We start from the raw sequence: 22,206 nt of genomic DNA, 5'->3' as shown, positions 1-22,206 counted from the left end.
TGTCAGACGGGGAAACCGCATGCAGGGTTGCACAACGCACTGTGCCCACCGCGTACGGCGGTGGGCACAGTGCGTAGTCGGCGACGCCGGGTTGTCCGGCGTTCACCTGCGGTTTCAGCCGAAGATGTCGTACCGCTGGAAGCCGGTGCCGACGTTGATCCTTGTGGCGAAGATCTCGCTGGTGGCCTTGCCGGTGCCCGGGTAGAGGTACAGCGTTCCGCCGGGCGTACGGGCCAGGAAGTCGGCCTTGCCGTCGCCTGTCACGTCGCCCGGGGCGTCGAAGGCGTTGTAGCCGCTCCAGGTGCGCACCTTGATGCGGCTGGAGAACGCTCCGGTGCCGGCCTTGCCGGTGCCCTTGTACAGGTAGACGTACGAGTTGCTCTTGGAGCGCGCGATCAGGTCGGCCTTGCCGTCACCGGTGAAGTCGCCGTGGCCGCGCAGGGAGTTGTACTGGTTCCAGCCGGAGCCGACCTTGACGCGGGTCGAGAAGGTGCCGTTGCCCTTGCCCGGGTAGATCCACAGGTAGCCGCCGGAGTCGACCGACAGCAGGTCGGGCAGGGCGTCACCGGTGACGTCGCCGGGTGCCACGACGCGGGTGCGGGTCTTCCAGTTGTCGAAGATCCGGTTGGTGCCCCAGTTACCGGTGGACGGGATGTAGTGCGACCAGAACATGGCGCCGTCGGCGCTGCGCCGCATCACGAGGTCCTGGTACCCGTCCCGGTTGAGGTCGGTCTGCAGGACCAGGTTGACGCCGCTCCAGTTGCCCCAGGAGATGCGCGCGCCGAACGAGGTGCCCTTGGAGTCCTTCTCGAAGCCCTCGTCGTTGGAGTCCTGGCGCAGCCAGAGGTCGGCCCGGTGGTCACCGTTCAGGTTGGTGTCGTCGATGCGCGGGTAGGTGGCGCCGACATAGGTGCTCACCTTGCTGAACACGCTGTACGCGCCCTCGGCCACGCAGTCCTCGACGCCCCAGGACACCACACCGACGATGCGGTTGTTGACCACGAGCGGGCCGCCGGAGTCGCCGTTGCACGCCGATACGGTGCCCTCGTCGCTGCCGGTCGCGGGCTCGCCCGCGCACACCATGTGGCCCTTGACGAAGTGACTGCCGAAGGCGCCGGTGCAGGTGGTGTCGGACTGGACCGGCAGCGTGGCCGACTTCAGCGTCTCGGAGATGTCCTGGCTGGTGGAGCTGGTGCGGCCCCAGCCGTAGACCTTGGCCTGGGTGCCGGCGGCGTACGACGCGGTGTCACCCGACGTCGTGATCCGGATCGGCTTGGCCGTGATCGGGTTCGGCAGCGTCAGGACGGCGATGTCGTTGTCGATGGTCGTCGCGTTGTACGACGAGTGGTTCCACTGCCGCCATACGCCGGAGACGGTGCCGCCGTGCAGGTCGGTGTTGCCCGCGTCGTCCGTGGTCGGCAGCTGCGCCGTGTTGGTGACGATCGCGCCGTGGGCCTTCCAGTTGTAGCCCTTGACGCAGTGCGCGGCGGTGAGGATCTTCGTCGGCGCGACGACGGCGCCGCCGCAGAAGAAGCCGAGGTCGTCGCTCTCGTCGGCGGTGCCCTGGTCGTCGTAGTACCAGAGCTGGGCCATCCAGGGCGCCGTGGTGATGCTGGTGTCGGTGCCGCCGATGACCTTCGCGTCGACGGTTCCGGTGCTCGTACCCGAGCTGCTCGTGGTGCTCGAGCTGTACGACGACTGCGACGTCTTGCCGGCCGTGTCGTCACCGGCCACCGCGCCCGCGACCCGCTTCTCGAGCTCGCTGAGCGTCGGCGACGTCGTGGCGGGCTTGACGGTCGGCTGAGGCAGCGGCGTGGCCGCGTCGGCGGGCGACATCAGTACCGCGGCGGCGACAGCGGCGGCCAGCGCGGCGGCTGCTGTGGGTATCGCTATGCGTATGCGGCGTCTGTGCCGACCGCCCCCGGACATGCGGGTGTCCACTCAAGTCCCCCCTCAAAGGCATGAGTTCAGAGGCCGAAGCGCCCGAGACCGATGGCGGGCGGAGCGTGGAGATGCTTCGGCGAAGTGTGAGAGTGGCGTGATCGTACACCGGTTCCCACGCACAACAGAGGGCCGCCACCATCACATACGTAACGGTGGCGGCCCTTTTGCCCCTGCTTTAGCTGCGCGTCATCGGCCTAGCACGCGCGTTGCCGACGTCAGTCGTTGTTGCCCGGCGCCGGCGTCGTCTTCTGGATCTGCAGCAGGAACTCGGCGTTCGACTTCGTCTGCTTCATCTTGTCGAGCAGCAGCTCGATCGCCTGCTGCTGGTCGAGCGCGTGCAGCACCCGGCGCAGCTTCCAGACGATGTTGAGCTCCTCGCCGCTGAGCAGGATCTCTTCCTTACGGGTACCGGACGCGTCCACGTCCACCGCCGGGAAGATGCGCTTGTCGGCGAGCTTCCGGTCGAGCTTGAGCTCCATGTTGCCGGTGCCCTTGAACTCCTCGAAGATCACCTCGTCCATGCGCGAGCCGGTGTCGACCAGCGCGGTGGCCAGGATGGTCAGCGAGCCGCCGTCCTCGATGTTGCGCGCGGCACCGAAGAAGCGCTTCGGCGGGTACAGCGCGGTCGAGTCGACACCACCGGACAGGATGCGGCCGGAGGCCGGGGCGGCGAGGTTGTACGCACGGCCCAGACGCGTGATCGAGTCGAGCAGTACGACGACGTCGTGACCCAGCTCCACCAGGCGCTTCGCGCGCTCGATGGCGAGCTCGGCGACCGTGGTGTGGTCCTCGGCCGGGCGGTCGAAGGTCGAGGAGATGACCTCGCCCTTGACCGACCGCTGCATGTCGGTGACCTCTTCCGGACGCTCGTCGACGAGGACGACCATCAGGTGGCACTCGGGGTTGTTGTGCGTGATCGCGTTCGCGATCGCCTGCATGATCATGGTCTTGCCGGCCTTCGGCGGCGAGACGATCAGACCACGCTGGCCCTTGCCGATCGGCGCGACGAGGTCGACGATCCGGGTGGTCAGCACGCCCGGGTCGGTCTCCAGACGGAGCCGGTCCTGCGGGTACAGCGGCGTCAGCTTGTTGAACTCCGGCCGCCCGCGCCCGGATTCGGGCGCCATGCCGTTGACGGAGTCCAGGCGGACCAGCGCGTTGAACTTCTCACGGCGCTCGCCTTCCTTGGGCTGGCGCACGGCACCGGTGACGTGGTCACCCTTGCGCAGACCGTTCTTGCGGACCTGGGCGAGGGACACGTACACGTCGTTGGGACCCGGGAGGTAGCCCGACGTCCGGATGAACGCGTAGTTGTCGAGGATGTCCAGGATGCCCGCGACGGGGATCAGGACGTCGTCCTCGCCGATCTGCGGCTCCTGGACGTCGTCGCGGCCGCGACGGCCCCGGCGGTCGCGGTAGCGGCCGCGGCGGCCACGGCCGCGACCGTCGAAGTCGTCGTCGTCCTGCTGCTGCCGGTCCTGGCGGCCGCCGCCCGGCTGCTGGCGCTGCTGGCCACCGCCGCCCTGCTGCTCATCGCCCTTGCCCCGGCGGTCGCGGTCCCTGCCGCGCCCACGGTCACGGTCGCGGTCACGGCGGTCACGGCGGCCCTCCGCGCCGCCGTCCGCGGAACCGTCGCCCTGGCCGTCGCCCTTGGCGGTCTCGGTCTTGGGCTCGGTCTTCGGCTCGGCCACGGCAACGGCGGCCTGGGCCTCGGGGGCCCCGGCCTCGGCGGTGGCGCGACGCCGGCGGCGCTCCCCGGCGGGGGCGTCGTCGCTGGCGGGCTGGCCCGGGATCTCGATCTGCTGCTGGGCCACGGCCTTCGCGGCGGCCTTGTCGCCCTCGCCCTGTACGGCCTTCTCGGCCTTGTCACCGGCCGCGGACTCGTCGCCGGTACGGGCCTTGGAGGTGGCGCGGCGCTTCGGCTTGGTCTCGGTCGAGGCGGCAGCGCTCTTGGCGGGGGCGTCCGAAGCGGCCTGGGACCCACCCCCGGCCTGCGCCTCCTTGATGACCTCGATCAGCTGGCTCTTGCGCATACGCGCAGTGCCCCTGATGCCGAGGCCGGATGCGACCTGCTGCAGCTCGGCCAGCACCATGCCCTCAAGGCCGGTACCGCGGCGCCGCCGGGAGCCGGCACCGGAGGCAGGCGCAGCAGATGCGTCCGTGGCGGGCGCAGCAGCGGTTTCGACCGTGCTGTCGGCACTCACGCCCATCAGATCGGTGGTGTCGCTCACGAAGGGTCCTTCCCTGGAGCGGACGTCGGCCTGTCTGGCTCGGCGACCGGTTGTGCTGTCCGGCAGATGGTCCGTGCTTGGTGGACCGTACCGGGGCGGTTGTCCGCCTACGCGGCGGAGAGATATCTGGTGATTGGCGATGCCCGAAGCCGTCACGCGGCTCGGTCACGCCGGTTCCGGAGCGCCCCCAGCTGACTCCCCCGGCTGGCGCCGGAGGTGTCCCCAGGAGGTCCCCCGCTCTGCAGGCCGCTCAATGCACGGCACTCGGTGCCTGTGCATGAAACTGCTTGGGAGCCTCGCGGAGGAGTGTCTGTCCCGGACGGGGACACAAGGCACCTCGCCATGGTGGGGTCGGGTGCAGACTTGAGGTTAACACTACCGGATCCAACAATCATTCCCCCTCTCGCAATCCGGCAACCGTGTGTCAGGGCGCAAGCGGCAGCACACTCGCGCCGGCGGCGTCGAGGGCCAGCCGGTTGGCCGCCCAGCCCTCCCCCGCCAGTCGGGCGACCTTGTCGGCCGTCGCGCCGTCCGCCAGCGCCAGGACCGTGGGGCCGGCGCCGGAGATCACTGCGGGCACCCCGTCGGCCCGCAGCCGCTCCACCAGGGCGGCGCTCTCCGGCATGGCGGGGGCGCGGTACTCCTGGTGCAGCCGGTCCTCGGTGGCGGGCAGCAGCAGCTCGGGGCGCCTGGTCAGGGCCTCGACGAGCAGGGCCGCCCGGCCCGCGTTGGCCGCGGCGTCCACATGCGGGACGGTGCGCGGCAGCAGTCCGCGTGCGGTCTCGGTGAGCACCGGCTTTCCCGGTACGAAAACCACCGGAACGATGGAATCTGCGGGGTCCATTCTGATCGCGCGGGCCGCGCCGCCCTCCATCCAGGAGAGTGTGAACCCGCCGAGCAGGCACGCTGCGACGTTGTCGGGGTGCCCCTCGATCTCGGTGGCGAGCTCCAGCAGTGCGGCGTCGTCGAGCTTGGTGTCGCCGCCTATCGTCACGGCGCGCGCGGCGACGATGCCTGCGCAGATGGCGGCCGACGAGGAGCCGAGGCCGCGGCCGTGCGGGATGCGGTTGGCGCAGACGACCTCGAGGCCGCGCGGCTGTCCGCCCAGCAGGTCGAAGGCGGTACGCAGCGAGCGGACGAGCAGATGGCTCTCGTCGCGTGGGAGCGTCTCGCTGCCCTCACCTGCGATGTCGATGTTCAGGCCGGAATCGGCCACCCGGAGGACGACGTCGTCGAACAGCCCCAGCGACAGGCCGAAGGCGTCGAAGCCCGGACCGAGATTGGCGCTGGTGGCGGGGACGCGCACCCGGACGGCGGCGGCGCGGAACGCGGGACCGGCCATCGCTCGATGACTCTCCTTGAACTGCGGGGTTTGGCGAGATTTCGATGCACTGCAAGACGAACCGAACACCCGACGGCCGCGGAAGGCGGCGGCTCCGCGGCATGCGCGGCAGGGTGGGTTCGGTACAGCCTATCGAAGGAAGGTTCAGTGGCGACATAGGGCGCACAGGAGGCGCACGATGCGTGTCGAAAGCCCCCTGTGCACCCCCCGTGGGCAAATGCCCGGGTCGGAGGGGGTCCGGGTCCGGCCGCTGCCGGACCCGGCTGCGTCCCGCGGAGCCTGCCGCCCGGCTCCTGCAGGGTCCTACGCGAGGCCCAGGCGCTCCGCCGCAGCGGCCGCGTCGACCGGGACCGTGACCGGCTGCGGTGCGCCCGCGACGGCCCAGTCCGGGTCCTTGAGGCCGTTGCCGGTGACCGTGCAGACGATCGTCTGGCCCGGGTCGACCTTGCCCTGCTCGGCGGCCTTCAGCAGACCGGCGACGGACGCTGCCGACGCGGGCTCGACGAAGACGCCTTCCTGGGAGGCCAACAGCCGGTAGGCGCGCAGAATCTCACGGTCCGTCACCTCGTCGATGAGACCGCCCGATTCGTCCCGCGCGGCCAGCGCGAACTTCCAGGACGCGGGGTTGCCGATGCGAATCGCGGTCGCGATGGTCGACGGGTCCTTGACGACCTCGCCGCGCACGATCGGAGCGGAGCCGGAGGCCTGGAAACCCCACATTCGGGGGGTCTGCGAGGCGACCTTGTCCGCGGCGTATTCGGTGTAGCCCTTCCAGTACGCGGTGATGTTGCCCGCGTTGCCCACCGGCAGGACGTGTATGTCCGGCGCGTCGCCGAGCATGTCCACGATCTCGAACGCCGCGGTCTTCTGACCCTCGATACGCACCGGGTTGACCGAGTTGACCAGCGCCACCGGGTAGTTCTCGGACAGTCCGCGGGCCAGCGTCAGACAGTCGTCGAAGTTGCCGTCGACCTGCAGGATCTTCGCGCCGTGCACCAGCGCCTGGCCCATCTTGCCGAGCGCGATCTTGCCCTGCGGCACGAGGACGGCGCTGACCATGCCCGCGCGTACGGCATAGGCGGCGGCCGACGCCGACGTGTTGCCGGTGGAGGCGCAGATGACAGCCTGCGCGCCCTCCTCCTTGGCCTTGCTGATCGCCATGGTCATGCCGCGGTCCTTGAAGGACCCGGTCGGGTTCGCACCCTCGACCTTGAGGTGGACCTCGCAGCCCGTGCGCTCGGAGAGCACCTGCGCGGGCACGAGCGGCGTACCGCCCTCGCGGAGCGTCACGACCGGCGTGCTGTCGGAGACCGGCAGCCTGTCCCGGTACTCCTCGATGATTCCGCGCCACTGGTGGGTCATTGCTGGTTACTCTCCTTCAACCCGCATGATGCTGGCGACACCCCGCACGGTGTCGAGGTTGCGCAGCGCCTCGACGGTCCCGCTGAGGGAGGCGTCGGACGCACGGTGGGTGACGACGACGAGCGATGCCTCGCCGTCCTTGCCCTGCTGGCGCACCGTGTCGATGGATACGCCGTGCTCGGCGAAGACCGTCGCGACCTGGGCGAGTACGCCCGGCTTGTCGGCCACGTCGAGGCTGATGTGGTAGCGCGTGACGACGTCGCCCATGGGCGAGACCGGCAGCTGCGCGTACGCGGACTCGCCGGGCCCGGTCGACTCGGCGAGCTTGTTGCGGCAGACGGCGACGAGGTCGCCCAGCACCGCGGAGGCAGTCGGGGAACCACCGGCGCCAGGCCCGTAGAACATCAGCTGACCTGCGGCGTCGGCCTCGACGAAGACGGCGTTGTAGGCGCCGCGGACGGAGGCGAGGGGGTGGCTGAGCGGGATCATCGCGGGGTGCACGCGGGCGGTGACGGACTCGCCGTCGGCGGCCCGCTCGCAGATGGCGAGCAGCTTGATGGTGCAGCCCATCTGTTTCGCGGAGGCGAAGTCGGCGGCGGTGACCTCGGTCATGCCCTCGCGGTACACGTCGTCGAGGCGTACGCGCGAGTGGAAGGCGATGCCGGCGAGGATCGCGGCCTTCGCGGCGGCGTCGAAGCCCTCGACGTCGGCGGTCGGGTCGGCCTCCGCGTATCCGAGAGCCGTGGCCTCGTCGAGCGCCTCCTGATACCCGGCGCCGGTCGTGTCCATCTTGTCGAGGATGAAGTTGGTGGTGCCGTTGACGATGCCCATGACCCGGTTGATCTTGTCGCCGGCAAGGGACTCGCGCAGCGGCCGGATCAGGGGGATCGCGCCGGCGACTGCGGCTTCGTAGTAGAGGTCACGCCCGTGCTCCTCGGCCGCCGCGTGGAGAGCCGCCCCGTCCTGGGCGAGCAGCGCCTTGTTCGCGGAGACGACGGACGCGCCGTGCTCGAAGGCCGTGGTGATGAGGGAGCGTGCGGGCTCGATACCGCCGATGACCTCGACGACGACGTCGATGTCGCCCCGTTTGACGAGGGCGGTGGCGTCGGTCGTGATCAGGGACGGATCGATGCCCTCGCGGACCTTGGAGGGCCGGCGGACCGCCACGCCCGCCAGCTCCACGGGGGCCCCGACCCGCGCGGCGAGGTCCTCCGCGTGCGTCGTCATGATGCGTGCCACCTCTGAGCCGACAACCCCACAGCCCAGCAGCGCCACCTTCAGCGGACGCGTACGCATCATCCGACCTCGCTTCTCATACATCTACGGTTGGACCAGTCTCACCCAACGGACCGGATTTTCTGCCCCTCGTCCGGATCGTGAGACGTTTATTTCATTTTCCCGGGCCCGGAAATCAGGAGATCTTTCTCCGGCACTGGGCATGTCTGCGGCGTTCTGCCGCGCCCGGCGGGCGGCTGGCGGAAGGTATGCCGACCGGCGGGCGGCTGACGGGCGGCTGGCAGAAGGTGTTCCGACCGCTGGCCGCCCGGCGGGCAGCCGGGCGGAAGACAACGTTCCGACCGCTGGCCGCCCGGCGGTCACCCGGCCGCTCATCCGACGTCGAGCCGCAGCAGATCCTCCTCCGTCTCCCGGCGGACGATCACCCTGGCCTCGCCGTCGCGCACGGCGACGACGGGCGGGCGAAGTGCGTGGTTGTAGTTGCTCGCCATGGAACGGCAGTACGCACCGGTCGCCGGGACGGCGATCAGGTCGCCGGGCGCCAGGTCGGACGGCAGGAAGGCGTCGCGTACGACGATGTCACCGCTCTCGCAGTGCTTGCCGACGACGCGGACGAGCATGGGCTCGGCGTCAGAGGTCCTGGAGGCGAGGGAGACGCTGTACTCGGCGTCGTACAACGCGGTGCGGATGTTGTCCGACATGCCGCCGTCCACGGAGACGTACGTACGCAGCCCGTCGAGCGGCTTGATGGTGCCGACCTCGTAGAGCGTGAACGCGGTGGGTCCGACGATGGCGCGCCCGGGCTCGACTGAGATACGAGGAGTCCGGAGCCCGGCGGCCTCACACTCCCGGGTGACGATCTCACCGAGCGCCTTGGCGATCTCGTGCGGCTCGCGCGGGTCGTCGTCGGAGGTGTACGCGATGCCGAGGCCGCCGCCGAGGTCGATCTCGGGGAGCTCGACGCCGTGCTCGTCACGGATCTCCGCGAGAAGGGACACGACGCGCCGGGCGGCGACCTCGAACCCGGCCATGTCGAAGATCTGCGACCCGATGTGCGAGTGGATGCCGACGAGCTCGAGCCCGTCGAGCTTGAGGGCACGCCGCACGGCCTCGGCGGCCTGCCCGTCGGCGAGCGCGATACCGAACTTCTGGTCCTCGTGGGCGGTGGCGATGAACTCGTGCGTGTGCGCCTCGACCCCGACAGTCACCCGGATCAGCACGCGCTGCCGCTTGCCCAGCTGCTCGGCGATGTGCGCGACGCGCACGATCTCCTGGAAGGAGTCCAGGACGATGTGCCCGACACCGACGGAGACGGCCTTCTCGATCTCCGCGGCGGACTTGTTGTTGCCGTGGAAGGCGATGCGCTCGGCGGGCATCCCGGCGGAGAGGGCGGTGGCGAGCTCGCCGCCGGAGCAGACGTCGAGGTTGAGGCCCTCTTCGTGCAGCCAGCGCACGATGGCGCGGGAGAGGAACGCCTTGCCCGCGTAGAAGACGTCGGCACCCTCCCCGAAGGCGGTACGCCAGGCCTGGGCCCGCGCCCGGAAGTCGTCCTCGTCGATGAAGTACGCGGGCGTACCGAACTCCTCGGCGAGCCGCGTCACGTCGATGCCGCCGACGCTGACGGCGCCCTCGGGGGTCCGGGTGACGGTCCGGGACCACACCTTGGGGTCGAGGGCGTTGATGTCGGCGGGCGGCGCGGTGTAGTGCCCCTCGGGCAGAACGTCGGCGTGGCGGGGGCCGGCGGGGTGTGCGGAACGGCTCATGTCTGTTCTTGCGCTCTCTCGTACGTCACGTGGTCGTGTCCCACGTGGTCAGACGTGTTCGGGTGCATCGATGCCGAGCAGGGACAGGCCGCCGGCCAGCACCGTCCCGGCGGCTTCGGCGAGCGCGAGCCGGGCGCGGTGGGCGGCCGAGGGTTTCTCGTCACCGACCGGCAGCACGCGCGTGGCGTCGTGAAACCGGAAGAAGGCGTCGGCGGTGGCGACGAGGTGCCGCGCGAGCCGGTCGGGGGCGCGGTGCCGGGCGGCGGTGACGAGGACTATGGGGTGGTCGGCGAGGGCGGTGAGGAGGTCCTGGGCTTCCGAGGACTCGCCGACTTCCGGGGACTCGCCGACTTCCGGGGACTGGCGGACTTCCGGGGACTGGCGGACTTCCGGGGACTGGCGGACTTCCGGGGACTGGCGGACTTCCGGGGACTGGCGGACTTCTGCGGACTCGCCCAGGTGACCGGGCTCGGGATGGAAGCCGAGCTGGTCGGCACCGCGTACGAGGGCCCGGGCGCGGGAGTGCGCGTACTGGACCCGGAAGAAGGGGTTGCTCTCGCGCTGGACGAGGTGGTCGGGGGTGAGGCGGGGGCGGTCGTGGGGGGCGGGGTGGAGGAGGGCCCAGCGGGTGGGGTCGGCGCCGAGGGGGATGGTGGGCGGTGGGGGTGCGGGGACGGGGCGGAGATTTACGGTGCCGTCCGCTCCGGTGCCGTCCGCTCCGCCGGGCGCGTCTTCGGTTCGGCCGGTCGGGTCTTCGGTTCGGCCGGTCGGGTCTTCGGTTCGGCCGGGCGGGTCTTCGGTTCGGCCGGGCGGAATGTGGACGGTCTCGGTGTGTCCGCCGAGGGCGGCGACGATGCGGGAGACGGCATCGGCGACGACTTCGGCCCGCGGCTCGTGCGCCGGGATACGCAGTTCGATCCGCTCGCCGTCGAGGGCGAGGCTGTGCCCGTACCGGAGCCCTTGCGCAAGAACATCACGTACGAGCGCGGCGTCGGCCCCGTCGAGGGTGAAGTTGAGGAACCCGGGCCCGGTGATCGCGACGTCGGCGATGCCGGGCGCGCTGTGCAGCCGGGCCCGCAAAACCTCGGCGACGTGCCGGGGCGGCGCGCCGGCGTCACGGGCGAGCTGCAGGGCGACGTTGCTGGCGTAGTCCCCGCTACCGCCCGGCTTGGGCCGCTCGATCACGACCCGTGCGGGCACGACCACGCTTAGCTCCCCGTCATCCACAGCACAGCGCACGGCGCGCAGCACGGTACGGGAGAGCTCGACGGGGGTCACGGGGACAAGCGTATGGGAGGAGGGGGGTGGGTAGGCGAGTCGGTTTCGGGGGTTCCGGAATGTGGACCGGCAGTCAGAGATCCGAATCAGGAGGGACCCGAGTGAGGAGGGATCCCGAATGAGGAGGGATCAGGCGCCGGCGTGCCCTACACGGCCCAACACGCTAGGCGCCGACCTGCCCAACACGGCCCAACACGCTAGGCGCCGGTGCGCCCCGCACGCTCTGTCGCAACACCGGAACCGGCCCCGGCCTCGCCCTCCGCGTCAGGGTCCCCACCACCCCCGACCTCGGCCTCTCCACCATCCCCACGCCGCTCGCGCTCGATCAACTGCCGAACGGTCTGAACGAGTTCGGCGGGCTCGAAGGGCTTGGCGAGGAAGGCGTCCACGCCGATGTCGAGCCCGTTCTCGACCTCGTACTGCGTACAGGCGCTGACGATCACAAGGGGCAGATCCCGCGTACGAGGCTCGGAACGCAGCCGGGCGGCGGTGCGGAGCCCATCGAGGCGGGGCATGACGACGTCGAGCGTGACGACGTCGGGGCGGACCTGCTGAACGACGTCAAGGCACTCGGCACCATCTGCCGCGGTCACGACCTCGAAGCCCTCCAGCTCGAGGTTGACCCTGATCAGCTGCCGGATGACCTTGTTGTCATCGACAACAAGCACCCGACCGGACACGCCTGGCACACATCGAGGGTAGGTCCGCCCAGGCGGCCGCGTCCGGGTTTTCCCTACTTCCGCCCCTTGCGGGGTAAGGCCGTACGTGTGGCCGAGACAACGCTCCGTGACGCAACAGCGGGGTATGGCCTCTGCAGAGATGTGTGGCCGCACTGATTTCTGAGGTGCTGATGGGACAAAGGTGACTCCTGAGCCCGCCGCCCGCGCCAGGCCGTCAAGCCCGCGGCTTCGAAGAAACCCCGCCGAAATACCTGTTCATGAGGAGCCCCCAAGAGCTGGTAGGGTTCTACCCGTCGCCGCCACACGCGACCGACACGCCCCCGTAGCTCAGGGGATAGAGCAACGGCCTCCGGAGCCGTGTGCGCAGGTTCGAATCCTGCCGGGGGCACTCGCCAGTCAGCCAGCAAGAATCAAGCTCTGACCAGGGCGAATGCCGACATGACAGAGCGGGAGTCAGTCTTACTGACTCTCGCTCTCTCTCGTTGCCTCTCGGGGTTCACGACACACCTCCGACACACGGAAGGTTGCCTCCACGGCATCAGGCCGAGCGGTCCCCGGGCGAGGCCGTCATCTGCCGGCAGGGGTAGGCCCACCCGGCGACAGGTAAGGCTGGGGGCAGGATCGTTCCACGGCCTCGCCGCTTTCCGCCGTTCACTGATGCGCGCCAGCTCCCGTCTCTCCGCCAAGGATTTCGACCCCACGGAACACATACGGCCCTGGGGTGATCGAATCCGCGGAGCTGAGGTTGCCGGAGAAATTCGACGCTTCCACTGCCATGGCGCCTCACGTACCTTGGGGACATCGATGAAAATGATGTCCGGGGGGTCGAGCGGCTTCCGACGTAGCCCCTAGATCCCGCGGTATCACCGCTATAGAGGGCAATGCGCCACCGCAGCGAGGAATACCGAAATGACTTCCCGTCAAAGTCAACCCGGATGGTCGTCCAGATCGGGGCCGAAAAATCGCCCGCAGCAGTCTCACATACTAGAGAGCCGGCAGAATCGCGAGGACGTGCGCGGCTTTCGGAGAAGAAATGCTTTCTGGCGGGCCCGTCACGGCCGGATCATATCCGGCACACTTGCCGGAATTGCCCGTAGGCTTGCTGTTCCCGCTTGGGGATTGCGGGTGGCTTATGTATTCATCACCGTCTGGTTCATGACCCTTCGCTGGCAGCTGCTGTTCGTCTTTGTTGTCGTCTACGCGGCGCTGGCCGTAGCACTGCCGGAAGTTCCGAAGGCCAAGGAGTTCGAAGATCCTTCCCCGGCCGCTCGGCCGAATCTCGCGGCTGCGGGCAAACCACTAGGCAGGGCAGACGCAGACCTCAAGGCATTCGTGCACTTCCTGTGGGAGCCGATGCTCACACCTATGCCCCTACTGCGTCGCCAGTGCCATGGATTCGTTTGCAGTGAACTCCGTTTTGACTTCAGACCGAGGATGAAAAGCGATATCCACTACTCCACACGCATGCCGTTCGGCCGCCTGCTGGTCTATCCCGACTGGCTGGTCTTCCTTACCGACTGGCGCACACCGCCACAGCGCGTTCCTCCGGCCGTGGGGCAGGGGGCTGGCCTACCTTGGCTCTACTACTTGCGGGACTACTGGCGTTGGATCATAGGCATGTCAATCATCGGGGAACTGGTGGTGCGCTGTGTCAGACAGGAGCGCGACCGCTATCGCCAGGCCTTTACCTGTCCCAACTCGATCGTCCTCCCTCTCGGTCGAGTCACCGGTGTACGGACGAAACGGACAAAACGCTGGCTGACCCAGCAGGTGATCATCCTGCAGACGGGCGAGGGAGAAGTCATGCTCGCCCCGTCCATCCTCGGCCTGGGACTCTCCTACCCCCGAATGTTGCGCAGTTGGTTCGGAGCGAACTGGGATCCCAAGCTGCTCCACGTGCTGCAAGAAGCCGCCGCCTGGAATGCAGGCCGGAAGTCCGGTTCTCCGCAGGTTCGGCCGCAGGACCCGAGGAACGCATCCCACGAACGATGATTCCCACATTCCGGAACTTCCCCAGCAGCGAGAGGTGACGCGTACCGCCCTCCCGTCGGCGAAGAAGGGGAAGCTCCGGGCGGAAGGGGGGCCGCGCCAATCAATAGTGAGTAGTACGCGCTGGGGCCGGGCAATGCCCGGCCCCAGCGCGTAGGCGGCCATTTGAGCCGCTAGGCGATGTCGCCTTCTTCCTCCAGTGCCTTTGTAATCTTCGCGTTGGCAGCTTCCTCGTGGCCGTCAATACAGCCGTGATACCGGCGATGAATCACCTCCGGGGAGTTGCCGACTCGGCGGGCCACTTCAGCGATTGGCACCCCAGCGTTCAGCCACCGTGTGATACACGCATGCCGCAGGTCGTACGGGCGTCCGGCCAACGGCGAGTCGATGCGCTCCGGCGGGAGCGCGTACTCCCGCGCTTCCTCCCACACCCGCCAGTAGGTGGATGAGCCGACCACTCCCCCGCGCTCGTTGCCGAAGACGCGTCCTTGGGCTGGCCGTGGCGCTCGCAGAGCACGGCGAGCACGTCGGCGCCGTCGGTGACGCCGTGCTCGGCCCAAGCGGCCGGCGGGGTGTCGGCGGCATGCTTGGGCCGGTCCAGGTCGATGACGACCAGACCGGAGGGGCCGGTGGCGATGCCGACGTTGAAGGCGGCGACGGACCACGCGGCGGTGATGCGGTCCGGGTCGGTGGTGGCGCGCGGCTCCCAGTCGGAGATGGCCGTGGCGATCGGCCTCCTCGACCTACCGCTGCCCGAACCCGCGCCTGAGGGGTGGGCCTGGGTGGAGGCCTACCGGCACTGGGTATCCCGAGCCACGTACCCCATGCCTCATCGTCTCTCCGCTACTGCCAGACGCGGACCAGATCTTCAGGCCCCCAGTGGGCCGCAAGCGGCAGACTGCCGACGACACCGCTACGGGACACCGCGACCAGCGGGGTGTCCCGCCCGGCACCGGGCACCGCGAGTACGTCCCGAGCCAGGGCGTCGTATTCGCGCCGGCCGAACGGCTGGGACTCCAGCCACTTGATGGAGCCGACGAAGTGCACCGCGCCCGCGACGGGTTCACGGTCGGTGCCGACCAGGTCGATCTCGGGGTTGTTCTGCCGGTTCCACCAGCCGCCGACCGCTTCAGTCTCCGGCCATCGCTCGTCGGGCAACAGCCGCAGGAGCGACTCGCGGATGAGCGGCTCGACCGCGCGCCCCCGCCAGGTGTTCCAGGACCGCTCGATGCGCTCCAGGGCAAGATCGCCCCGGCCGCGCTCGATGAGCGGGATACCCCGCTGCAGGAAGGCCAGCCAGAAACGGAGATACGGATCGGCGATGCGGTAGCGCTTGTTCTTGGTGTCGGCCCTTGCGGACAGCGGCAGGTCGGCCGCCAGAACCCGCTTGGCCTGCAGGGTGTTCAGCAGCGGGGACAGCGTGCCCGATGGCAGGGCACCTGTTCCCCCGGCCTGTGCAGCGATGGTGGAGAAGGTCCGCTCGCCGCTGCCCACCGCCTCCAGCACCGCCCGCGAGTGTGACGCCTCGGGGAACTCCCCCAGCAGCGACAGCTCGCCCGCCACCAGGAGCGGAGACAGCGGATTCGCCACGGCCTCGCGCAGGAAGTCCGCCCGGCCCATCCCGGGCCGCCACGACTGGACGATTTCCGGAAAGCCTCCCGTGATCAGCAGCGCGTCCACCGCGTCCGCTGCATCCAGCCCGGTCATGGTCTGCACATCGCCCAGGTGCAGTGGCCGTACAGTCATCTTCGCCGCCCGCCCGAAGAACGGGCGGCCATACAACTGCAGCGCCTCCATCACCGACATGTCGCTGCCGACCAGGATGAGCAGGACTGGCTTGGCGGACAGGTGACGGTCCCAGACGGTCTGCAGAGCCCCCTCGAACTCCGCGTCCTGCTCAACCAGCCACGGCACCTCGTCGATCACCGCGATGCTCGGGGCGTCGTCCGGAACCGCGACGGCCAGTGAGCGCAGCGCCTGATTCCAATCCGCGGCCTGCAGCCCGGCCACCAGCTCCGCTCCCGGCAGGGCGGACTGGGCGAGCGCCCCAGTGAAGTCCGCCCGCTCGGCCACGGCGTTGCGGCCCCGGGTCGCCTGGAAGACCACGTACGGAACCCGGGACCGGTCACAGAACTCCTGGACCAGGCGAGACTTCCCCACCCGGCGCCGCCCGGTCATGATCACTGCCTGCCCACGGGTGGCACCCGCGCCCTCGATCACCAGGCCCAGCTGTCGAGCCAGCAGATCCAGGTCAGCCACCCTCCCCTTGAATTCCATAGGCAGCCCCTCACAGCAGAACACAGTTTCGATATTACGTAGACTGAATCTTACTTAGATGGTAGTTCGCTTCCTGTGCCCCGCATGAAACCGTTGAACCCGTCGGGGGTATGGACAGGCGCGTCACACGATTCGGGGCCTTGGGCAGATGCGCCGACATCGGTCCAACCAGAGGATCCCGCAGGTCACAGGCGGTTCCGGCACGGCCAGCCCTTGCTTGCGGCTCCTGGCGGGACCCGAATCTGCGGTCTGTCGCCGCTGGCCTACCGATTCAGCCGGACAACCGTCTCGATCACCAGCTGCCCGCTCCCGCCCAGCGGTCCTCCCTCTGCCCATGCTCCGAGCGCCCCGCCGGGGGCACTCCGAATCAAGGCTCTGGACTGCAGAAATGCGGATCAGCGCCTTTCTCGTGCATGCCAAAACTGCGACGGCCACCTGCCTGATCGACCGACGCCTGGATGTGTCCGCGATACCGGATTCCTCATGGCATCCACTACCTCTCGGACCAGGTGAATGCATCAGGACCAGGTCGCAATGGCGCCCTCGGAGATCCTGCCGTGCAAGCAAGCAAGCGAGTGAGAGGGCGGTCTCTCTGCGGAGCTGACCCCAGCACGGGTTGGAGGATGAAGGGTAGGATGAGTAGCATGAGTGAGCCTACCGGCAAGTACTCGATCACTATGCCGCGCGACATCGCTGAGGCCGCCAAGGCCCGCAGCGGCCCCTCGGGGTTGTCTGCCTACGTGGCCGCCGCAGTGGCCCGCCAGATCGAGCGCGACAACCTCAACGAACTCATCCAGGTCGCCGAGGCTGAGCACGGCCCCGTCACGGACGAGGAGATCCAGGCTCTGCGCGACCAGCTCCACCAGGCCCGGCAGCAGCAGACACAAGGTGGGGCGAACGCCGCGTGACCCGCTCCCCCGCCGCCCCGGGCGGCACCCTTGTCCTCGCCAGGGAAGGGCTGGCCAAGGCCGTCCTGCGCGATCGCACCGTCACCGGCTGGCTCGCCCTCGCTCGCGCCGACGACCTGCGGGTGATCGCCTCCGCGGCCACCCTCGTGGAAGTGGTCCACCCGCGAATCAACCGTCCGGCCCTGGAGTGGACCCTCTCCCGCCTTGTTGTCGAACCGGTCAGCGAGCCCATCGCCCGGCACGCATCTGCCCTCCTCGCAGACGCCGGGCTGCACGGCCACAAGTACGCCATCGACGCCATGGTCAGCGCGACCGCTCTCGCCTCACCGGGCCCTGTCACGATCCTCACCTCCGACCCTGAAGACCTCACCACCCTGTGCGGTGGACGCGCCACCGTCGTCAAGGTTTGACCCCCAACACTTTTTCGCGGCGCGAGTCAGGGCCGGCGGTTGGCGCCCGCACCCGGCGCGCCGCCCGTCCAGCAGACCGGCGGCGGCCGGCACGAACGCGCCCGTGCGCACCCGAGGCCGCGTTCGAATATTCCGTGCCGTGCCGGTCGGTGGACGTGCAGACTCGCTCCATGGTGAACATGGGGGCGTTCCGGGATGCGGTCAGCGGCTGGGCGGCCGGCGGTCCCGGCGGAGCGGCGAGTGATCTGGCTGTGCGACTGGGGCTGCGTACTGCCGTGCTGCTGGAAGGACTGAGCGATCTCGCGGCCTTCGAGGCGCTGGCCGCACGGCGTGGCCCGGACCTGGCCGCCGAAGGGGTGTGCGTCGTGCCGATGGGCGGCGCGATGAGCGTCGGTCGTTACGCCAGTCTTCTCGGGCCGCCAGGTCTTGGCCTGCGCCTGAGGGGACTGTGCGACGAGGGCGAGCAGCGCTTCTACGACCGCGGCTGGGAGTGGGCCGGCGCGGGCCATCGGGGTTTCTTCGTGTGCGTGGCGGACCTGGAGGACGAGCTCATCCGCGCGCTCGGCACGGCGCGGGTCGAGGAGATCATCCAGGCCGAGGGCGACCTGCGTGCCTGGCAGACCTTCCTGCGCCAGCCCGCACACCATGGTCGGCCCCGGCAGCAGCAGTTGCGGCGCTTCCTCGGCACGAAGAAGGGCCGCAAGATCCGCTATGGCCGTCTCCTGGTGGAAGCCCTCGACCACGAACAGGTACCGGCCCCGATCGACGACCTCTTCGCGAGCCTGTAACGACGCACAAAAGCGAGGGCTACGGCCTCTTGTCCGTAGTCCCTCGCTGCACGTCAGCGTCCGGCCGTGAAGTGCACGAACGCAGGCCACTCCGAACGGGGGAAAGCGAGTTGGGCGTGGGCGGGGGCCTTGGAGTCTCGGACGTGGACGGTACCGGGCGCGACGGAGACCTCGACGCACTCGCCGCCCTCGTTGCCGCTGTAGCTGCTCTTGAACCAGGCGAGTCGCGCGGGTTCCGCAGTACTCATAGCTCTCCCAGCATCCTTTTGATCATGGCGAGGGACTCCGGCATCGTAAGGGCCTGCGCCCTGATGCTGCCGTACTGTGCGGCCAGGATACGAACGTCTTCCGGGTCCGTAACCAGTCGGCTGGAGTTCTGTGCCTCGGTGTATCCGAGCTGGGGTTTTCCCTTGGGTGTCAGCAGGATGAAGGAACCGCGCACGGGCGCGTGCCAGGCGCGGGTTCCGGCTCAGCCTTACCGCCGAGGCCTCGGACACGCTCCGTATCGAAGTGGCGGACCCGCGAGGCGACCGCCGGCCCCTGGCCCGTCGTACCGCCAGTCTCACGGACGAGACGGGCCGCGGGCTGATCCTCGTCGATTCGCTCGCCGCCCAATGGGGAAGTGCGCCATGGCCGCCTTCCGGCAAGGTCGTGTGGGCGGAGATCGCCCTCCGGGGAGGGTGAGGACGACCGTGGTCGCGCTGCGGCTTACTTCCAAGCGTCGGGCGTCGGCATCGCACAACAGAGACACGCCGCTTGTGAGGCAATTCACTAATAGTTGACTGGACTGGTGCGCATCGCGCACTTTAGTTTCCTTAGAGAACATACGAGCCTTATAGGCGTTTTTCGGAGCGCGGCGGATCGGTCGCGGAACAGGAACGGGTCAACCAGTGACCTGACGGACAGCAGCCCGTTCCAGACACGTCAGGGCCCATGAGGAAGGTGCGGCGTACTTCCGAGCGTCGGCATCGCCAGAGGGCGACTCGAGCCCGGAAGGTGGAAAAGTGAGCGAAGACGCCGTTTGGGTCAGAGGCGTGACCGGTATCCAACTGCACCACGTCACCGATCTCCAGGACGCTCGACGGTTTCTGGGCAACGCCGTCATGGCACTGCGCGCCGCCCATGTGAGAACCGGCGACACCGCGTTCTCCGGTCTCGCCGAGCAGCTCAAAGCCATGGTCGCCGAAACGCGCGACCTCGAGGGCAAGGCCCGGGAGAGCATGCATCAGCTGCACTCCACGGATCCCGAGCGGTTCGTGCGCTGCCGCGAGGGCGAAGAGCCTTGGCCGGACGAGTTGCAGGCGGGCTTTATCCCGCGCCACACCTGCCGGGACGAGTGCCTCTACCACGACCATGAGGTGCTGGACGGCATCCTGCAGTGCACCTGCGGCCGGCCCCCGTGCCGCGCGTGCGCGATCGCGGGCGCCCCAGGCACGGACGCTCCCTGACACGTACGTCGGAAACACTCTGACACGTACGTCGGGGGCACGCCCTGACGCGTACGTCGGGTCACGCCCTGACACGTACGCCGGATCGCGCTCTGACACGTGCGCCGGATCCCATTGGTCGCATCATCCGGACCAAGGTCGGCGGGGTCGTTGCCGCCCGGGCGGCGACGGCCCCGTCGGCCGGCTCCTGTCCCTGTCCGTCGGGGCTCCCACCCCGCTCCGTCAGACCGTGCTCCCAACCCGCTCCGTCAGACCGTGTACGAGCGGGCCCCGGTCCCGGCCAGCCGGCCGCCCTCCACGATGAGGTACTCCTGACGGATCGGGCGGTTGTCGAACCAGCACTCCAGGATCTCCCGGACGCCTGCCGCGTACCTGGCCTGCGCGGAGAGCGTCGAACCGGCTACGTGTGGGGTCATGCCCTCGTGCGGCATGGTGCGCCACGGGTGGTCATCCTCCGGCGGCTCCGGGTACCAGACGTCACCGGCGTAGCCCGCCAGATCGCCTCGCTCCAGAGCGCGTACCACGGCGTCCCGGTCGACGATCAGCGCGCGGGCCGTGTTGACGATGTAGGAGCCGCGCTTCATGGTCGCCAGCATCTCGTCGTTGAAGAGGTTCACCGTCTTTGCGTGCAGCGGCGCGTGGATGGAGAGCACGTCGACGGCGGCCGCCAGGGAGTGGACATCCTCATGCCAGGTCAGCCCTAGCTCCTTCTCGAGGTCCTGTGGCAACCTGTGCACGTCGTTGTAGTGCAGCTTCACGTCGAACGGCTTGAGCCGGCGGAGCACCGCCAGGCCGATGCGTCCGGCACCGAATACGCCGACGTCCATGCCCTCCACGTCGTAGTTCCGCGAGACGCTGTCGGCGACGTTCCACCCTCTTCGGGTGGTGACCCACTCGTGGGCGGGGAGGTAGTTGTGGATAAGGGCGAGAATGTACATGACTGCGTGCTCGGACACGCTGATGCTGTTGCTGTAGGTGATCTCCGCAACGGTGATGTCGTGCTCGATAGCACTTGGCAGGTCCACGTGGTCCGAACCGATCCCGGCTGTGATCGACAGCTTCAGGCGCTCCGCGCGCCGGATCCGGTCAGGGGTGAGATAGGCGGGCCAGAACGGCTGCGAGATCACCACGTCTGCGTCGGGGAGTTCGCGCTCCAGCACGGAGTCGGGTCCCTCCTTGTCGGAGGTGACGACCAGCGTATGGCCCCGGCTCTCCAGGAACGGGCGCAGACCGAGTTCGCCGGAGACGCAGCCGACCAATTCGCCCGGCTTGAAGTCGAGGCCCTGGGGCGTAGGCGTCGTCTGCCCGCCGGGATAGCTGCTGATGACGGGAATCTCGTCACGGGCATACCTGGGCGGGTAGCCGTCGACGGGGTCCGGATAAAGTACCGTGAGGATCTTTGCCATGGCCGTCCTCCATCGCCGAAGGCCGGCACGCAGCCGACAGTCCGGTAGCCGTGCATGCGCTCCGGCCGGCCTTCCTGTCGAGAGCCAAGTGCCCGGCTCGTCGCGCATCAAACGCGCCCTGGACCGGCTGAATCACCGCGCCGGAGCGGGTGAATCACCGCCCGGACCGGCCGAATTACCGCGCCGGAGCGGCTGAATAACCGCGTCGGCAACGCCCCGACCGCGCGGGGGAATTGAACGCACACGGTAAGCCTGGAAACGATCAATGTGCCCGTCGTGCACCACCTCTGCGCGGCACGCGGTGCACCATTCGCGTCCGCGGCGCCCGGTGGTGTCCACGTCGCACCCCGCCCATTTCGTACGGCGGCCCAGGGCGGCGCCCGGAGCACTTTCAACTCGCCTTGACACGCCGTCGTCTGAGGCGTTGCCTGGAATGAGAGGTTCTGCGGTATTCGTCGGCTCGACCAGATCCGCGCCCATGGCCGTGGGCCGCGGCGCGGCGGGGCGGAGACCACTCATGGCGACGTACGAATATTCTTGCAAACACTGCGGATCATTCGACGTAAAACTGCCGATGGGCACTGCACCCAGCGAGCAGGTCTGCCCGCGGTGTGCGAATTCGGCACGGCGTGTGTATTCGTCACCCGCGATCGCCTTCACGTCACCTGCCGTCGCGGGCCTGCGAGAGCTGGAGGAAAAGTCTCGGGAGAATCCCGCGGTGGTCACGCGGGTGCCTCCCAAGGATGCTGCGCCGAGGCCGGTCCATCCGGCGGTTGCCCGGCTCCCCCGGCCCTGAGCGGGGAGGCTCCCCGGCCCTGAGTGGGAAGTTCCCTGGCCCTTTTCAGCAGGAAACTCCCTGCCCGGCCCCGGACATGAGAGGGAAGTCGCGCAGGGCCGAATCGGCCGGATCTCGGTCGATACACCGGCCGGATCGGTCGGATCTGTCGGCACACCGGCGGGATCGGTCTGTGCCGGTCGGTCCGCCCTTCTGCGAAGGGCGTCGCGAAGGGCGTCGCGAAGGGCGTCGCGAAGGGCGTCGCGAAGGGCGTCGGAAAGGACATCGGGCGGCCTCAAACAGTCGCCTCCGGGCATGGCGCGGAATCGCGGATAACAGCTTTATCGAGCACAACAGCTTTCGGTCGCA

General features: G+C 68.9%; 17 protein-coding genes, 1 tRNA gene and 3 pseudogenes. 7 read left to right on the top strand and 14 right to left on the bottom strand.

Annotated elements, in window-relative coordinates; genetic code table 11:
- Positions 1 to 114: 114 nt before the first annotated feature.
- From H1D24_RS01735 to H1D24_RS01700, 8 genes are all read right to left on the bottom strand, one after another.
- A complete protein-coding gene (locus H1D24_RS01735) occupies positions 115 to 1,929 on the bottom strand; it encodes a trypsin-like serine protease (protein WP_181655885.1) in 1,815 nt (604 codons plus the stop codon).
- Between the two features lie 230 nt (positions 1,930 to 2,159).
- On the bottom strand, positions 2,160 to 4,175 hold the full coding sequence (gene rho, locus H1D24_RS01730) for a transcription termination factor Rho (RefSeq protein ID WP_181655513.1): 2,016 nt from the start codon (positions 4,173 to 4,175) through the stop codon (positions 2,160 to 2,162).
- A 424-nt stretch (positions 4,176 to 4,599) separates the two neighbouring features.
- Positions 4,600 to 5,517 (bottom strand): homoserine kinase, encoded by a 918-nt coding sequence (gene thrB / locus H1D24_RS01725; protein WP_181655512.1) that lies wholly within the window; start codon positions 5,515 to 5,517, stop codon positions 4,600 to 4,602.
- A gap of 303 nt (positions 5,518 to 5,820) precedes the next feature.
- Positions 5,821 to 6,879, bottom strand: a complete 1,059-nt coding sequence (gene thrC, locus H1D24_RS01720; RefSeq protein ID WP_181655511.1) for a threonine synthase — start codon at positions 6,877 to 6,879, stop codon at positions 5,821 to 5,823.
- Between the two features lie 6 nt (positions 6,880 to 6,885).
- Entirely contained in the window at positions 6,886 to 8,178 is a 1,293-nt protein-coding gene (locus tag H1D24_RS01715) for a homoserine dehydrogenase (RefSeq protein WP_181655510.1), read from the bottom strand.
- Positions 8,179 to 8,486: 308 nt separating this feature from the next.
- Positions 8,487 to 9,878 carry a diaminopimelate decarboxylase gene (lysA, locus tag H1D24_RS01710; protein WP_181655509.1) on the bottom strand — a complete coding sequence of 464 codons (1,392 nt, stop codon included), beginning with the start codon at positions 9,876 to 9,878 and terminating at the stop codon, positions 8,487 to 8,489.
- 48 nt (positions 9,879 to 9,926) lie between these two features.
- On the bottom strand, positions 9,927 to 11,156 hold the full coding sequence (nrtL, locus tag H1D24_RS01705; protein ID WP_181655508.1) for an ArgS-related anticodon-binding protein NrtL: 1,230 nt from the start codon (positions 11,154 to 11,156) through the stop codon (positions 9,927 to 9,929).
- A 197-nt stretch (positions 11,157 to 11,353) separates the two neighbouring features.
- Entirely contained in the window at positions 11,354 to 11,824 is a 471-nt protein-coding gene (locus H1D24_RS01700; RefSeq protein ID WP_374064046.1) for a response regulator, read from the bottom strand.
- Between the two features lie 328 nt (positions 11,825 to 12,152).
- Between H1D24_RS01700 and H1D24_RS01695 the strand changes: the two genes are divergently transcribed.
- Both H1D24_RS01695 and H1D24_RS01690 read left to right on the top strand, forming a co-directional pair.
- Positions 12,153 to 12,224, top strand: a tRNA-Arg gene (locus tag H1D24_RS01695).
- Positions 12,225 to 12,745: 521 nt separating this feature from the next.
- Entirely contained in the window at positions 12,746 to 13,828 is a 1,083-nt protein-coding gene (locus tag H1D24_RS01690; protein ID WP_181655507.1) for a PspC domain-containing protein, read from the top strand.
- A 170-nt stretch (positions 13,829 to 13,998) separates the two neighbouring features.
- Here H1D24_RS01690 and H1D24_RS42015 read toward each other — a convergent pair.
- The 3 genes and pseudogenes from H1D24_RS42015 to H1D24_RS01680 form a co-directional block, all read right to left on the bottom strand.
- Positions 13,999 to 14,313, bottom strand: a pseudogene (locus H1D24_RS42015) (tyrosine-type recombinase/integrase); the annotation flags it as partial.
- Between the two features lie 56 nt (positions 14,314 to 14,369).
- A pseudogene (locus tag H1D24_RS42010) lies at positions 14,370 to 14,543 on the bottom strand (bifunctional DNA primase/polymerase); the annotation flags it as partial.
- 125 nt (positions 14,544 to 14,668) lie between these two features.
- Positions 14,669 to 16,102: an ATP-binding protein gene (locus H1D24_RS01680; protein ID WP_181655506.1), complete on the bottom strand. Its 1,434-nt coding sequence runs from the start codon at positions 16,100 to 16,102 to the stop codon at positions 14,669 to 14,671.
- A gap of 644 nt (positions 16,103 to 16,746) precedes the next feature.
- Between H1D24_RS01680 and H1D24_RS01675 the strand changes: the two genes are divergently transcribed.
- The 3 genes from H1D24_RS01675 to H1D24_RS01665 all read left to right on the top strand — a co-directional run bounded on the left by H1D24_RS01675 (position 16,747) and on the right by H1D24_RS01665 (position 18,208).
- Positions 16,747 to 17,010 carry a CopG family transcriptional regulator gene (locus tag H1D24_RS01675; protein WP_181655505.1) on the top strand — a complete coding sequence of 88 codons (264 nt, stop codon included), beginning with the start codon at positions 16,747 to 16,749 and terminating at the stop codon, positions 17,008 to 17,010.
- Entirely contained in the window at positions 17,007 to 17,420 is a 414-nt protein-coding gene (locus tag H1D24_RS01670; protein WP_181655504.1) for a type II toxin-antitoxin system VapC family toxin, read from the top strand. The genes H1D24_RS01675 and H1D24_RS01670 overlap by 4 nt, the downstream gene beginning before the upstream one ends.
- Before the next feature lie 170 nt (positions 17,421 to 17,590).
- Positions 17,591 to 18,208 carry a TOPRIM nucleotidyl transferase/hydrolase domain-containing protein gene (locus H1D24_RS01665; protein ID WP_181655503.1) on the top strand — a complete coding sequence of 206 codons (618 nt, stop codon included), beginning with the start codon at positions 17,591 to 17,593 and terminating at the stop codon, positions 18,206 to 18,208.
- A gap of 53 nt (positions 18,209 to 18,261) precedes the next feature.
- Here the strand turns inward: H1D24_RS01665 and H1D24_RS01660 are convergent, their stop codons facing one another.
- Both H1D24_RS01660 and H1D24_RS41655 read right to left on the bottom strand, forming a co-directional pair.
- On the bottom strand, positions 18,262 to 18,456 hold the full coding sequence (locus tag H1D24_RS01660; protein ID WP_181655502.1) for a DUF397 domain-containing protein: 195 nt from the start codon (positions 18,454 to 18,456) through the stop codon (positions 18,262 to 18,264).
- Positions 18,453 to 18,653: pseudogene (locus H1D24_RS41655) on the bottom strand (Scr1 family TA system antitoxin-like transcriptional regulator); the annotation flags it as partial. The gene H1D24_RS01660 and the pseudogene H1D24_RS41655, both read right to left, overlap by 4 nt.
- Before the next feature lie 589 nt (positions 18,654 to 19,242).
- On the opposite strand from H1D24_RS41655, the gene H1D24_RS01655 reads away from it, so the two are divergent.
- On the top strand, positions 19,243 to 19,656 hold the full coding sequence (locus H1D24_RS01655) for a hypothetical protein (RefSeq protein WP_309484172.1): 414 nt from the start codon (positions 19,243 to 19,245) through the stop codon (positions 19,654 to 19,656).
- A gap of 248 nt (positions 19,657 to 19,904) precedes the next feature.
- Here the strand turns inward: H1D24_RS01655 and H1D24_RS01650 are convergent, their stop codons facing one another.
- Positions 19,905 to 21,062, bottom strand: coding sequence for an NAD-dependent formate dehydrogenase (locus tag H1D24_RS01650; RefSeq protein ID WP_181655500.1), 1,158 nt, complete (start codon positions 21,060 to 21,062; stop codon positions 19,905 to 19,907).
- A 265-nt stretch (positions 21,063 to 21,327) separates the two neighbouring features.
- On the opposite strand from H1D24_RS01650, the gene H1D24_RS43915 reads away from it, so the two are divergent.
- A complete protein-coding gene (locus H1D24_RS43915; RefSeq protein ID WP_374064044.1) occupies positions 21,328 to 21,858 on the top strand; it encodes an FmdB family zinc ribbon protein in 531 nt (176 codons plus the stop codon).
- The last annotated feature ends 348 nt before the right edge of the window (positions 21,859 to 22,206 follow it).

It is taken from the genome of Streptomyces himalayensis subsp. himalayensis (assembly GCF_013778455.1).
GTDB classification, from domain to species: domain Bacteria; phylum Actinomycetota; class Actinomycetes; order Streptomycetales; family Streptomycetaceae; genus Streptomyces; species Streptomyces himalayensis.
Note: the sequence above shows the minus strand (reverse complement) of the source record. Positions and strands in the feature narration are given on the sequence as shown.